The organism is Hymenobacter fastidiosus (genome assembly GCF_039539565.1).
In the GTDB taxonomy this organism is placed as follows: domain Bacteria; phylum Bacteroidota; class Bacteroidia; order Cytophagales; family Hymenobacteraceae; genus Hymenobacter; species Hymenobacter fastidiosus.
On record NZ_BAABDJ010000015.1, the window covers coordinates 18,020 to 31,093 of the forward strand.

Here is a 13,074-nt window from a genome sequence, read left to right on the forward strand (position 1 = left end):
GCCTGACTTTGGTAGCCCTGATAATTATTGGGCTGCCGCTCGCTACTCAGGCCCAGAAAAAAGGCCGGGCCAGTGCCAGCCGGGGGAGCGATGGCCGGGTGAAATCCATCACGGTAGATAACCTGCCCGGCTACAGCGACAAGTGGTTTCATCCGGGCATGTACATCGCGCCCAACTTCTCCCGCTACAAGATCGAGCAGTCGACGGCCTATACTCAGGCCCGCAACGTGTCGGCTAACTCCATCATCAGCCCGGGGCTGTCGGTGGGCTTTATTGCCGATGTGCGCCTGGCCGATAATTTCAGCCTGCGCTTCACCCCGGGGGCCAGCTTTATCACCCGGCGCGTGGAGTACCAGCCTTTCGGCTACACGCCCGCCGATTCCATCCTGACCCAGGAAATCGGCGGTACTCAGATTGATTTACCGCTGCTGCTGAAGTTTAAGTCGGAGCGTCGCCGCAACACCGGCCTGTATGTCATCGGCGGAATCAAGTCGAGCGTAGGCGTGGGCAACCGGCGCAAGGATCCGGCCCGTAACCTGCTGCGCGCTTCCTCCGGGGACGTTGCCATCGAGTACGGCGTGGGCCTGGACCTGTTTTATCCGTTGTTCAAGTTCGGCCCCGAGCTGCGCTTTTCCCACGGCCTGACCAACCTGCTGCAGCCCGGTACCGACGTGTACAGCCGCAGCCTGCAGAGCATGAAAAGCAACACGGTCACGCTGTATCTGAATATCGAATAACCGTCGGCCCCGGGGCCGGCTTCGCACCACGTATGACACGTACCGCTTTGGTTACCGGGGCTTCCTCCGGCATTGGCCGCGCCACGGCCGTAGCGCTGGCCCAGACGGGCTTTCAGCTGGTCATCACGGGGCGGCGGCGGGAACGGCTCGACGAGCTGGCCCGGCAGCTGGCCCCCACGCCCGTCCACATCCTCACCTTCGACGTGCGCGACCGGGCGGCGGTGAACGCCGCCGTAGCCAGCTTGCCGGCAGAGTTCCGGACGATTGATGTGCTGGTCAACAATGCCGGCGGGGCCCACGGGCTGGCCCCCATTCAGGACGGCGACCCGAACGACTGGGATGCCATGCTGGACAGCAACGTGAAGGGTTTGCTGAACGTGAGCCAGGCCGTACTGCCCGGGATGAAGGAGCGTCAGCAGGGCCACATCATCAATATCGGCTCCATTGCGGGCCACGAGGTGTACGCCAACGGCAACGTGTACTGCGCTTCCAAAGCAGCCGTAGCGGCGCTGTCGAAAGCTATGCGCATCGATCTGCTGCCGCTGCACATTCGGGTAGCCGAGGTAAACCCGGGCGCGGTGGAGACGGAGTTTTCAGCGGTGCGCTTCAAAGGCGACGCGGTCCGGGCGGCGAAAGTCTACGATGGTTTCGACCCGCTGAAGCCCGAAGATATTGCCGAAGTCATTCAGTTTATGGTCACGCGGCCAGCCAACGTCCACATCGCCGAAATCACGGTTTTCGCCGGGGCCCAGGGCGCGGCCACGCTGATCCGTCGGGATTAGCACAGCCGAGCGACTGTCGTTGCGGGGCGTGCGCCATTCCGCGCATCAACCGGCGTCAATCCGTCCGGAGCAGTGAAGAAAGCCTTGTGAAAGCAGCATGCCCCGACGTTGGTATACGTCGGGGCATGCTGCGCTTATGACACCTGGCCCATAGCATAGGACCGATTGTTTCGTCACTGCTTGACAGGCAACATGCTTGCAAGTCCCGGCTTATCCCACACCACTGCCCGCTTGATGCAGCTGCTGCAGCACGCCCAGATTCATTTCGTGCCGGCCCGGGAACCGGATGATTACGGGCTCCACCCCCAGGCTTTGCAAAAACTGCTGCTGCCTGGTCAGCTCTTCGGGGCTGATAAACTGGTCCTGGTCGCCGCACACCAGCACGACGGGCAGCTGTTCGAGCAGGCGCGTGGCCACGGTGAACTCCATATCGGCGGGGAAGGCCCCGGCCCAGAGGATCAGCCGGGCCGGGCGGAACCGGGCCCGGGCCAGCCACCGGCTCACGGTGGCGGCCCCCTGCGAAAAGCCCAGCACCGTTACCTGGACGTCGGCCGGGCAGCGCGTCAGAATAGCGCCGGCCAGCTGGTTGAGGTAAGCCCCGTAATCCTCGATTTCCGCCAGCCGGTCTTCGCGCGTCATCCAGGTAGCACCAATGCGGCCGCCGGTACCATTGAGGTAGAAGCGGGAAAGGCCTTCGGGAGCAATGATTACCGTCGTGGGGTCGTGCTGCGGCAGACTGTGAAAATGGCGGATGAAGTAAGCGGCCAGCTGTCCGTAGCCGTGGCACACGAACCACACCTGCCGCGTGGCGCCCGACAACACCCCGGCCTGGTAGTAGCGGGCCGTGCGGCTCACCGTCAGCTGATGTTCCTCGGATGCGGGCATAGAGTAGGAAGGATGATAGAGTGAGTTTGTGAAATGGCGGGTCGTCGTTCGGTTGGCGCGGTTATGCACCGCCAAAAGACCGCTCACCATTTCATAATCACTCTATTTCACCTTCGGCAGGTCGTCGGCGTTGAACTGAAAGGGCAGCAGATCACCCAGGGAGCGGAAGCGGTAGATACTGCCATTGGGGCCGGGCAGCAGCAGCGGAATAGGCCGGCCCTGGCGGTTTTCGTACTCCGTCATCACCTGGCGGCAGGCCCCGCAGGGCATGGCTGGTCCGAAGGCCCCGGTGGCGGGGCGGGCCGCGACGGCCATACCCACGATGTGGCGGTCGGGCTGATTGACGGCCAGGCCGAACAGGGCGGTGCGCTCGGCGCAGAGGCCGGAGGGGTAGGCGGCGTTTTCCTGGTTGGTGCCCCGGAATACGCTGCCGTCGTCGAGCAACAGGGCGGCTCCCACGTGGAAGTGGGAGTAGGGCGCGTAGGAATGGTCGGTAGCGGCGCGGGCCTGGTGCCAGACGGTTGCCTCGGCGGGAGAAAGTTCAGCTTCGGAATCCAGCACCTCCACGGTGATGGTCAGATGGAGCGGATGGGCCATCGGGGAATGAAAAGAACAAATTTCGGAGCCGAATGGCGGCCCCGGGCAGGAAGGGGCGGTGAATGTACTACAATTATCAGTTACCCATGAACAATGAACAATTGATGGGTAGGCAGACCGGCAGGAGTACGAGCCAGAGTAGCTTTTTTTGCCGATTATTGGCGGAAATTCCCTTTCCTGTCCTTCCCACCCCAATTATCAGCCGCGCCGCCGGGCTCACTGATAATTACTCATTGCTCCTTGCTGCATGTCCCGCATCCTGCTACTCGGCGCCGGCCGCTCGGCTTCGTCCCTGATTACCTACCTGTTGCAGCACGCGTCCACCGAGGGCTGGCAGCTGACGGTGGCCGACGTGAATCCGGCTCATCTGGTTCCCGTACTGGCCGCCCACAGCGACTATGCCCGCGCCGTCCCCTTCGATATTCAGCGCGAAGAGCTGCTGGATGAGCTGGTGCCCGCCGCCGATATCGTGATTTCGATGCTGCCGGCGCTGTTTCACCTGCCCGTGGCCCGGGCCTGCGTGCGTCACGGTCGCCACCTGGTCACGGCCAGCTACGTGAGTGAGGATATCCGGGCGCTGGACGCCGACGCGCGGGCGGCGGGCATTCTGATTCTGATGGAGTGCGGCCTCGACCCCGGCCTCGACCATATGTCGGCCATGCAGGCGCTGGGCCACATCCGGGCCCGGGGCGGGCGGCTGACTTCGTTCAAGTCGTACTGCGGCGGATTGATGGCTCCCGATTCGGAGGGTGATAACCCGTGGCGCTATAAGTTCACCTGGAATCCGCGCAACGTGGTCCTGGCCGGGCAGAGCACGGCCAAATACCTGGAGCACGGCCACCCGCGCTTCATTCCCTACCAGCAGCTGTTCACTCGGCTCGATACGCTGGACGTGCCGGGCTACGGGCAGTTTGAAGGCTATGCCAACCGCGACTCGCTCAGCTACCGCGCCCCCTACGGCCTCGACGACATCCCTACTATTCTGCGCGGCACCCTGCGCCGGCCCGGCTACTGCGCCGCCTGGCAGGCCCTGGTGCGCCTCGGCCTCACCGACGACTCCGTGCACCTGGGCAATGGGCCCGACATGACCTGGGCGCAGCTGATCGAATCCTACTTACCCGGGGCGGCACCCGGCGCGAGCCTGCCGCACCGCCTGGCCACCCATCTAAGCCTGGAAGCCGCCGGCCCCGAAATGCAGAAGCTGACCTGGCTGGGCCTGTTCACCGCCACCCCCGTAGGCCTGCCCGATGCCACGCCGGCTCAGCTGCTGGAGCGTTTGCTGACCACGAAATGGGCGTTGCAGAACGGCGACCAGGACATGATTGTAATGCAGCACCTGTTCAACTTTGAAGTGGACGGCCAGCCTTTGCAGCGCACTTCCTCGCTCGTCGTGCTCGGCGATGACGCCACGCATACCGCCATGGCCAAAACCGTGGGCCTGCCGCTGGCTATGGCCGTGCGGCGGCTGGCCCAGGGCCAAATAACCCACCGCGGCGTCGTGATTCCCATTCATGCCGATCTGTACGAGCCTATCCTGGCTGAGCTGGCGGCTGACTACGCTATCCGGTTCGAAGAACACGAGGTGAGCCGGCCGCCAGCGGCTCAGGACCAGCGCTAAGCCCGACAAAATGCGCGCTTACCTTTTGCTGCGGCTACGGATTCTGGGGCGGCAGCTGGCCGAGCTGGGCTGGGTGCGGCTGGTGCTGCTGGGTGCCCTGGTCGTACTGGCCGCGGGGAAGCTGATCGAATTGCTGCTCACCACACCCGCCACGCAGTGGGCGTGGCCCGCATTCGGACTGCTGTGGTGCTGGTCCGTGCACCGGCAGCGGACGGATCTGGACTTTCTGCGCATCGCTTCGCCCCACTTGCGGAGCTGGCTGCTGGCGGAGTATGCCCTGTGGCTGGTGCCCGGGTGGGGGATTCTGCTCGGGCTGGGACATTTCGGCGCGGCGCTGCTCATGCTGGCCGCAGTGCCGCTGGTGCTCTACCTGCCGCAGGGCCAGCCCGGGACCAAAGGGCGCCGCCGCCGGAGCCTGTTGCGCAGCGAGGCTTTCGAGTGGGTGAGCGGGTTTCGGCAGCTGGGCGGCGGCCTGGTCTGGAGCGTGGGGCTGGCAGCGGCCGTCTGGCAGCCGGTCACCGTGGTGCCGGCCGTAGTGCTGGGGGCCTGGAGCCTGTTTGTGACCTACTGCTACACCATCCCCGAGCCCCTGACCATGCTGACGCTGTACGGGGCCGGGCCCCGCGCTTTCCGCCGGCGCAAGCTGGGGCTGGCGCTCCTGCTCTACCTGCTCACGGCCGCCCCGTTCGGGGTGCTGATGGCCCTGGGGCCCGCCACCTGGGCCGGGGCCGCGGGTCTGCTGGGGTGGGGGCTGGTGGTGGTGAGTATGAGCGTGATGGCCAAGTACAGCTTCTACCCACACGCCACGCTGGTTCGGCTCACGCAGGGTGGGGTGGTGGCTGTTGCCTTGCTGCCGCTGCTCAATTCAAGTTACACCCCGTTGCTGGTCGCGGTTTTTCTGGTGCTGATCTGGAAAAGCCACCAACATTTAAAGCCCTACTGGAATGATTAGCATCCGTGAGCTGAGCAAGAGTTTCGGGACCCAGGCCGTGCTGCGGCAGGTGAGTATGGACCTGCGCCCCGGTACCATTCACGGGCTGGTCGGAGCCAACGGGGCCGGCAAAACGACGCTGCTGCACTGCCTCTACGGTCTGCTGACGGACTACACCGGCCGGATTCAGGAAACCACCGGACTCGTTATCCGCGAGCACACCGGCGTGCTGCCCTACGAGCCTTACTTCTACCCCCGGCTGACGGGCCGCGAGTACCTGACGTTCTGCCTGCAGGCCCGGCGGCGGCCCGTGGTCGATTTTGAGGCCTGGAACGCGCTGCTGGAGCTACCCCTCGATCAGTACGCGGACGAGTACTCGGCGGGCATGAAGAAAAAGCTGGCCTTGCTGGCGCTGCTGGTGCAGGACTTTCGCTACCTGATTCTGGACGAGCCGTTCAACGGGCTGGATATGGGCACCAACCTGCTGCTGAAGGAAATTCTGCTGCGGCTGCGCGGGCAGGGGCGGGGCATTCTGCTCACGTCGCACCTGCTGGGCTCCCTCACCGAAACCTGCGACGAAATCACCCTGCTGGCCGCGGGCACGGTACAGCGCCACTACCCGGCCAGTGAATTCTCCCGCTTAGCCACCGATCTGCTGGATAGCCTGTTCCAGGATAAGCTGGCCCAGGTAGCCCAGTTGCTGCCCATAACCAGGCCCATCGAGGCCTAGAATGCCAGGTAAAAATCTCCCAGCAGCGCCCGGAAATCCGCCGAATACGCCTCGCTGCCGGCTTCGTGCATTGCCAGTTCCCGGCTTACCAGAGGCTGCGGCTGGCGCGTAAAGGTGGTGATGTGGCGCAGGTCCTTGCTGCCCGGCCGGTGCCGGAGCCTGAGTCGCCCGCCGACGAACAGACCCGCCAAGGCCGCTTCGCGCTCAAAATGCTGCATTTCGGGCGGTGGCAGCAGCACCGTGAGCTGGCCGGCCGGGGTCAGCAAAACCGCGGCAACCTGGGCCAGCTCCTCAAAGCTCAGGGAGTCGGGGGCGGTGTGGCGGGCGGCGGTGCGGGCCGCGTCGGGGGAGCGGAGGGAGTGGCGGAAGAAGGGCGGGTTGCAGAGAATATGGTCGAAAGGAGCGGGTACTGTGGTGGCAGCGTACTGCGCCAGGCTTTGCGCGTGAACCGTTACCCGACTGGCCCACGGGCTGCGGGCGGCGTTGGCGACGGCCTGGGCGGCGGCGGCCAGGTCCAGCTCCACGGCTTCAATCACCGCCTGTGGGTTGCGCTGGGCCGCCATCAGCGCCAGCAGGCCGGTGCCCGTACCGATATCCAGAATCCGGGTGGCCCCGGCCAGCTCAGCCGCGGCCCCCAGCACGCAGGCATCGGTGCATACCTTCATGGCGCAGTGCTCCTGCTCGATGCGGAAATGCTTGAACTGAAAGTAGGAGTTGGCCAAGACCAGGAACAATTAACGAAGCTGTTTAGGAAGTCGGTTTTTCTAAGCGTTTGTCATCCTGAGCGCAGCGCAGGACCTTATCCCGCCTGGTAGTTCATCGAGCGGGTACCGTTCAGCCGGGATAAGGTCCTGCGCTCTGCTCAGGATGACAGACTGCTTGACTTTCTAAACCGCTTCAACGGGTAATGATGAGCAATGGTAGGAAGCGAGCTGCTAATGAGGGTAAGGAAAACGCACCTGAAGCGTTTGTGAGCGGACTGCGGCTTTATCGATAATTGCTCATTGTTAACTGTTCACTAACCTCTCGTAGCCCTCATCAATCAGCAGCGGGCCGCGGGTGGCGCTGCCCACGGCCAGCTGGTCGCACCGCTCGTTTTCGGGGTGGCCGTTGTGCCCGCGCACCCACTGAAAGCGCACGGTGCGCTGCTGGTAGATTTTCAGGAAGCGCCGCCACAGGTCCTCGTTGGCCTTTTTGCCGAAGTCGGGCTTTTTCATCCAGCCAAATACCCACTTCTTCTCCACCGAGTCTACCACGTACTTGGAGTCCGTGACGACGGTAATCGGGATTTCGGGGCGCGTCACGGCTTCCAGGCCCACGATGATGGCCAGCAGCTCCATGCGGTTGTTGGTGGTGAGGCGGAAGCCCTGGGTGATTTCCTTTTCGTGGGGGCCGTAGCGCAGAATGGTACCGTAGCCGCCCGGCCCCGGGTTGCCCCGGGAAGAGCCGTCGGTGAAGAGATGAATCATATTGGGTAATGTGCGAATGGGTTGGAATGTGGGTAATGTACTACTGATCAGTGCTATGCTTTAGCAGCACATTTGCCACATTCCAACCCGTTGGCACATTGAATTAAAAATTTGCCTTAAACAGCTTGATGGCAATGGCCAGCAGGATCACGCCGAACACCCGGCGCAGGATATCTTCGCCGGCTTTGCCCAGCTTGCGCTCAATCCAGGCGCTGCTTTTCAGCACGATGAACACGAATACCAGGTTCAGGGCGATGCCGACCAGCACATTGGGCAGCGAATAGGCCGCCCGCAGGGAAAGCAGCGTCGTCATGGTGCCGGCGCCCACGATGAGCGGGAAAGCCAGCGGTACGATGGAGCCGGACGCGGCCACCGGGTTGTGCTTGAAAAGCTCGACGCCCAAAACCATTTCCATGCCGATGAGGAAGATGATAACCGCCCCCGCCAGCGCAAACGACTGGAAATCGACGCCGAACAGGCTCAGAATGCTTTGGCCCAGAAACAGGAACACCACCATCAGCACCCCCGCCACCAGCGTGGCCTTCTCGGAGTGAATCTTGCCCTCGCGCTGCCGGATCTGGATGATAATCGGGATGGAGCCCAGAATATCAATCACGGCAAACAGCGTGAGCGTGACGGAGAAAATTTCCTTGAGGCTGAACATGGACCGCTGTTTTTCGCTGATTAGCAAACGATGACACTGATTTACTCCCGCATGAACTATGATGGCGCTGATTCCGGCGGCGCCTCGGGCGCAGACGCAGGCTGAATCAGCGCTGCGCACCGCTACCTATAAGGAGGAGTACCACGAAACGGGCGCAGACGGAGGCTGAATCAGCGGCATCATTTGCTGATCAGTGAAAATCAGCGATTAGCGAAGAACTGGACCAGCTGCTCGTAGGCCGCGTCGGGGATGGCGGGGAAGTTGGCGATGCGCAGGGTGGAGGCTTTCCAGGTGCCGTAGCCGTTGCCCAGCTGCAGGCCCTGGGCCAGGGCGCTGCGCTTGATTTCATCAATCAGCGCCGGAGCTCCCTGCAGGGCAATGACGGTGGTGGAGCGGGTTTCGGGGTTCTGCACCAGCGGCGTGAGCGGCGTGGCCTGCTCGAAGTAGTCGTAGAGCTTGGCGGCGCGCTCCTGCAGGTGCTGGTGCACAACTTTGATCGGCTCCCGGTCCTGGAGGACGCGACTGAGCAGGTAGATGCCGAGCACGTTGGGCGTGTGGGTGGTCTGGAAGTTGAGCATCTTCTCGTACTGGCTCACCAGGCTGTTGTAGTGCCCCCGCTCGTTGAGGCTGCGAAACCGCGCCACCGCCCGCGGCGACAACACCATGATGCCCAGGCCCGCCGGCAGCCCGAAGCACTTCTGCACCGAGCCAAACCAGATGTCGGCCTTGATATATTTATGCTGGATGCCGGCCATCGAGGAGGTGGCATCCACGGCCAGCAGGGCGTTGCCCAGGCGGTTGTAGAGGTTCAGGATGAAGCCGTCGCGCAGCTGGGTGGCGTTGGAGGTTTCGTTCTGGGTGATGCAGATCAGGTCCGTGTCGCCGGACTGGTCGGGCAGGGGCAGGGTGTAGATTTCGGGCAGCTCATCGATGCCGAACAGCTGGCCCGTGGAGGCGGGGCGCAGGGCTTTGGCGTACTCAAACCACTTTTCGCCGAAGGCCCCGCTGTAGAGGTGGAAGCTTTTGGTGGGCGTCAGGCTCTGGGCCAGCACTTCCCAGCACTCGGTGGCCGAGCTGAGGAAGAAGATGGTGTAGTCCTGGGGGATGTTAAGCTTGGCTTTCATGTCGGCCACGGTCTGCCGCATCAGGCCCGTGAACCGCTCGCCCCGGTGCGGGGCCGACAGCCAGCCTTCGTCAAACGCATCCTGCAGATAGCCGCGCACGGCCGGATAAACGGCCGCCGGCCCGGGAGTGAAAGTATACATAGGTAGTAAAGTCAGATGAAGAGCCGCAAAGGTAACGGCGGTGAAGTTGTGGGTTTGTGAAATTGTGAAACGTTCTGTCATCCTGAGCCTGCGAAGGACCTCTACTGCTTCATTGCCAAAGTAATTGCCATTGCGGTAGAGGTCCTTCGCAGGCTCAGGATGACAGCCGGTTTACCACCACACCTTTCACACTTTAAACCCTACGCGCTTCGGTTTCAGCCCTTCAAAATACTGCAGGGCCAGCCGGTAGCTGTCGAGCTTGAAGCCGCTGATACTGCCCACGCAGTTCTTGCCCAGCAGGCTGCGCTGGCGGAAGTCCTCCCGGGCGTGCAGGTTGCTCAGGTGCACTTCCACCACCGGCGTGTTGATGGCGGCCACGGCATCGGCCAGGGCTACGCTGGTGTGGGTGTAACCGCCGGCATTGAGCACCACGCCGTGGTAGCTGAACCCGACTTCGTGGAGCTTGTCGATGAGCTGGCCCTCGTGGTTGCTCTGGAAGTAGGCGAGGGTGAAGTCGGGGAAGGCGGTGCGCAGCTCGGGCAGGTAGTCGTCGAAGGAGCGGGTGCCGTAGATGCCCGGCTCGCGCTGCCCGAGCAGGTTGAGGTTGGGGCCGTTGAGAATCAGGATCTGCATTTTGGGGTCTTGGGGGCTTGGGAACTGAGGGACCTGGCGGGGGCTAAAGATAGGCGCATCCGAACCGGTCGGAACTAGCCGCCAAAGTCAGGCCCGAATTTCTATCTTGCGGCGCTAAGTACCCAACAAGAATTAGTTTGACCTATTTGGAACGTCATGCTGAGCTTGTCGAAGCATCTCTACCGCTTCGCTGAACGGACCTGATGAAGCGGTAGAGATGCTTCGACAAGCTCAGCATGACGTGCTTTTTAATGCAAAACGATTTTCGCCACCTACTTATGACTATACAGCTTCCTAAAAACCGCCGACTGCTTTATCTGTTGCCGCTGGCCTTGCTGCTAGCTGGTCCGGGCTGCAAAAAGGCCGAAGAAATCATTACCCCCAAGCTACCCGAGGCCACCCAGGACGGTAAAGGTACCTTCGGCTGCCGGCTCGACGACCAGCTCTGGCTGCCCCACACCGACCACACGCTGCTGCCTTCGCTCAGCGCCGGCCTCAAAACCCCCGGCAACTTCACCCTGCGCGCCTCCGACGACCACGACGAAGCCGACGGCTACGACGAGTTTACTCTGGCGGTGCAGGTGCCCGAGGTGAAGCCGGGCACTTATACCCTCGGCAACGGCTTCAGTGCCCAGTACTCCGAGTCGGGCCACCGGTTTGTGGCGGGCTCGGCCAATCAGGGCTCCATGACCATCACCAAGGTGGAGGCCCGCCAGCGCACTGGCTCGGTCACTAACATCACCACCAAGTTTCACGTCGTATCGGGCACGTTCAGCTTCACGGCTACCTCGGCGGTCAGTGGCCGGGTGATAACTATAAAGGAGGGCCGCTTTGATGTGCAAACTTCCGACTAAGGGGCCTGCTTCGGTTCACTTTGCGTCCTGCCGTGTCTGCCTGGTCCATTAGCATCCGCCAGTTTGAGGGTTACCTCCAGCTGGAAAAATCCCTGTCGCCCAATTCAGTGGAGGCCTACGCGCGCGACATCGGCAAGCTGCGGCAGTATCTCGACATTACGAAGCTGCCCGCCACGCCGGCCCAGGTGACCACGCGCGTGCTGCGTGACTTTCTGGCCTGGCTGGGTGAGCTGGGGCTGAGTGCCACGTCCCAGGCCCGCACCCTCTCCGGCATCAAGGCTTTTTATAGCTACATGATCATGGAGGACCTGCTCACGCTGGACCCCACCGACACGCTGGAGGCGCCCAAAACCGGCCGTAAGCTGCCCGATACGCTCAGCTACGAGGAAATCAACCAGCTCCTCGATGCCGTTGATGTGAGTACTAACGAGGGCACCCGCAACCGGGCCATGCTCGAAACCCTGTACTCCTCGGGCCTGCGCGTGTCGGAGCTGATTACCCTGCGCCTGTCCAATCTCTACGCCGACCAGGGCTTTGTGCGCGTGCTGGGCAAGGGCAACAAGGAGCGCCTGGTGCCCATCGGCCGCGACGCGCTCAAGCACATCGGCATCTACATCAGTGCGGTGCGCTGCCACCTCGACGTGCAGCGGGGCTCCGAGGACATCGTGTTTCTGAACCGGCGCGGCGCCGGCCTGTCCCGGGTTATGATCTTCACCATCATCAAGGCCCTGGCCGCGCAGGCCGGCATCCGCAAAACCATCAGCCCCCACACCTTCCGTCACAGCTTTGCTACCCACCTCATCGAGGGCGGGGCCGACCTGCGGGCGGTGCAGGAAATGCTGGGCCACGAAAGCATCACGACCACCGAAATCTATACTCACCTCGACCGGGACTACCTGCGGCAGGTTATTACGGCCTTTCATCCGCGCAGCTAGATAAACCAAACATCGGAAAGACCAGAGAGAGTAGGGCCGGAATCAGGAAATAAGGCGTATTTTAGTGCAAATAAATACAGGAAATGTGCTGATTTTTTTTCACCTAAACTCACCCCAGCTATGAAAAGCGTCCTTGCCCTTTCTCTTTTCTCTGCGCTCCTGGTATTGAGCTCCGCCATCCCGGCCCAGGCCCCCAAAGGCACGTTGTTGCGCGCGGGCACGCTGATAGTGCTCGAAACCACTAATGTGCTTTCTTCCAGGGATGCCCAAACGGGCCAGAATGTGTCGTTGCGGGTGAAGTATGACGTGATGGTGAGTGGCCGCGCCGTGATAAAGGCCGGTGCGCCGGGCAGCGCCCAGGTCATCAGTGCGGAGCAGCGCAAAGGCATGGGGAAGGAAGGCAGCCTGGCCATCCGGCCCAGCGTGGTGCAGGCCGTGGATGGCCAGATGATTCCGCTCACGGGCAGCAGTACCAGCAGCGCCGGTACTGATACCAAAGGGGCCGCTATCGGCCTGGCCGTGGTAGTCAGCCCGCTCTTTCTGCTAAAAAAAGGGAAAGACGCTACTATTCCTGCCGGCTATGAGCTGCAGGGCAGCGTGGCCTCCGAAACAACGATAGAATAAACGCCGGCGACGGGTGACCGGCCGCTGGCTCCGCTCTGCGAACAGGCGTGTAGCCATTCCTCCGCGTCCCGAACAGCTGCCGCCCGATGCCAGCGTTACGGGTCCAGCCCGGGTCCAGGTCGCCGATGTTGGCGCTGACGCCGGGCTGCCTAACATAGGCCACGCAGGGCAGCGTGTGCGTGCTTTCGCACCCGTAGCGCAGCCCCGTCGGGAAGTTGACCACGGATTGAGCACCCGGCTGTTGTCGTTTAAAAAAAAGCGGAGTCAGCGGGTTGGTAAGCCGGCCCAGACGCACGGTCATGCGCTGCAGGGCCTGTTGGGGCGGCACGAAACTCCGCCACGTAGCCCGC

The 13,074-nt window shown here is 62.6% G+C and carries 15 protein-coding genes; 8 read left to right on the top strand and 7 right to left on the bottom strand.

What is annotated here, in order from left to right; genetic code table 11:
* Positions 1 to 8 precede the first annotated feature (8 nt).
* Together porT and ABD833_RS09025 are read left to right on the top strand one after the other, a co-directional pair.
* Positions 9 to 737 carry a type IX secretion/gliding motility protein PorT/SprT gene (porT, locus tag ABD833_RS09020; protein ID WP_345072459.1) on the top strand — a complete coding sequence of 243 codons (729 nt, stop codon included), beginning with the start codon at positions 9 to 11 and terminating at the stop codon, positions 735 to 737.
* Between the two features lie 32 nt (positions 738 to 769).
* Complete coding sequence (locus ABD833_RS09025) at positions 770 to 1,519, top strand: SDR family NAD(P)-dependent oxidoreductase (RefSeq protein WP_345072460.1); 750 nt, start codon at positions 770 to 772, stop codon at positions 1,517 to 1,519.
* 210 nt (positions 1,520 to 1,729) lie between these two features.
* On the opposite strand, the gene ABD833_RS09030 is transcribed toward ABD833_RS09025, so the two are convergent.
* Both ABD833_RS09030 and cdd read right to left on the bottom strand, forming a co-directional pair.
* The gene (locus ABD833_RS09030) at positions 1,730 to 2,404 is read right to left on the bottom strand and encodes an alpha/beta hydrolase (protein WP_345072462.1); all 675 of its coding nucleotides are present in this window, start codon (positions 2,402 to 2,404) and stop codon (positions 1,730 to 1,732) included.
* A gap of 102 nt (positions 2,405 to 2,506) precedes the next feature.
* Positions 2,507 to 3,001 carry a cytidine deaminase gene (gene cdd, locus ABD833_RS09035; RefSeq protein WP_345072463.1) on the bottom strand — a complete coding sequence of 165 codons (495 nt, stop codon included), beginning with the start codon at positions 2,999 to 3,001 and terminating at the stop codon, positions 2,507 to 2,509.
* Between the two features lie 247 nt (positions 3,002 to 3,248).
* On the opposite strand from cdd, the gene ABD833_RS09040 reads away from it, so the two are divergent.
* From ABD833_RS09040 to ABD833_RS09050, 3 genes are read left to right on the top strand one after another with little or no spacing between them, the layout of a single operon-like run.
* Positions 3,249 to 4,619, top strand: coding sequence for a saccharopine dehydrogenase C-terminal domain-containing protein (locus tag ABD833_RS09040; protein ID WP_345072464.1), 1,371 nt, complete (start codon positions 3,249 to 3,251; stop codon positions 4,617 to 4,619).
* 10 nt (positions 4,620 to 4,629) lie between these two features.
* On the top strand, positions 4,630 to 5,571 hold the full coding sequence (locus tag ABD833_RS09045) for a hypothetical protein (protein WP_345072466.1): 942 nt from the start codon (positions 4,630 to 4,632) through the stop codon (positions 5,569 to 5,571).
* Positions 5,564 to 6,280 (top strand): ATP-binding cassette domain-containing protein, encoded by a 717-nt coding sequence (locus ABD833_RS09050; protein WP_345072468.1) that lies wholly within the window; start codon positions 5,564 to 5,566, stop codon positions 6,278 to 6,280. Before ABD833_RS09045 ends, ABD833_RS09050 begins: the two co-directional genes overlap by 8 nt.
* Here ABD833_RS09050 and ABD833_RS09055 read toward each other — a convergent pair.
* From ABD833_RS09055 to aroQ, 5 genes are all read right to left on the bottom strand, one after another.
* Positions 6,277 to 7,002: a tRNA1(Val) (adenine(37)-N6)-methyltransferase gene (locus ABD833_RS09055; protein WP_345072469.1), complete on the bottom strand. Its 726-nt coding sequence runs from the start codon at positions 7,000 to 7,002 to the stop codon at positions 6,277 to 6,279. The two genes, ABD833_RS09050 and ABD833_RS09055, sit on opposite strands and share 4 nt — an antisense overlap.
* A gap of 285 nt (positions 7,003 to 7,287) precedes the next feature.
* Positions 7,288 to 7,749 carry a ribonuclease HI gene (gene rnhA, locus ABD833_RS09060; protein ID WP_345072470.1) on the bottom strand — a complete coding sequence of 154 codons (462 nt, stop codon included), beginning with the start codon at positions 7,747 to 7,749 and terminating at the stop codon, positions 7,288 to 7,290.
* A 103-nt stretch (positions 7,750 to 7,852) separates the two neighbouring features.
* Positions 7,853 to 8,413 (bottom strand): MarC family protein, encoded by a 561-nt coding sequence (locus ABD833_RS09065; protein ID WP_345072471.1) that lies wholly within the window; start codon positions 8,411 to 8,413, stop codon positions 7,853 to 7,855.
* A gap of 200 nt (positions 8,414 to 8,613) precedes the next feature.
* A complete protein-coding gene (locus ABD833_RS09070; protein ID WP_345072472.1) occupies positions 8,614 to 9,678 on the bottom strand; it encodes an aminotransferase class V-fold PLP-dependent enzyme in 1,065 nt (354 codons plus the stop codon).
* A 186-nt stretch (positions 9,679 to 9,864) separates the two neighbouring features.
* The gene (gene aroQ / locus ABD833_RS09075; protein ID WP_345072473.1) at positions 9,865 to 10,311 is read right to left on the bottom strand and encodes a type II 3-dehydroquinate dehydratase; all 447 of its coding nucleotides are present in this window, start codon (positions 10,309 to 10,311) and stop codon (positions 9,865 to 9,867) included.
* Positions 10,312 to 10,589: 278 nt separating this feature from the next.
* On the opposite strand from aroQ, the gene ABD833_RS09080 reads away from it, so the two are divergent.
* The 3 genes from ABD833_RS09080 (at position 10,590) to ABD833_RS09090 (ending at position 12,724) form a co-directional block, all read left to right on the top strand.
* The gene (locus ABD833_RS09080) at positions 10,590 to 11,165 is read left to right on the top strand and encodes a Riean_0653 family protein (protein WP_345072475.1); all 576 of its coding nucleotides are present in this window, start codon (positions 10,590 to 10,592) and stop codon (positions 11,163 to 11,165) included.
* 32 nt (positions 11,166 to 11,197) lie between these two features.
* Positions 11,198 to 12,100 carry a site-specific tyrosine recombinase XerD gene (gene xerD, locus ABD833_RS09085; protein WP_345072476.1) on the top strand — a complete coding sequence of 301 codons (903 nt, stop codon included), beginning with the start codon at positions 11,198 to 11,200 and terminating at the stop codon, positions 12,098 to 12,100.
* A gap of 120 nt (positions 12,101 to 12,220) precedes the next feature.
* Entirely contained in the window at positions 12,221 to 12,724 is a 504-nt protein-coding gene (locus ABD833_RS09090; protein WP_345072477.1) for a hypothetical protein, read from the top strand.
* The last annotated feature ends 350 nt before the right edge of the window (positions 12,725 to 13,074 follow it).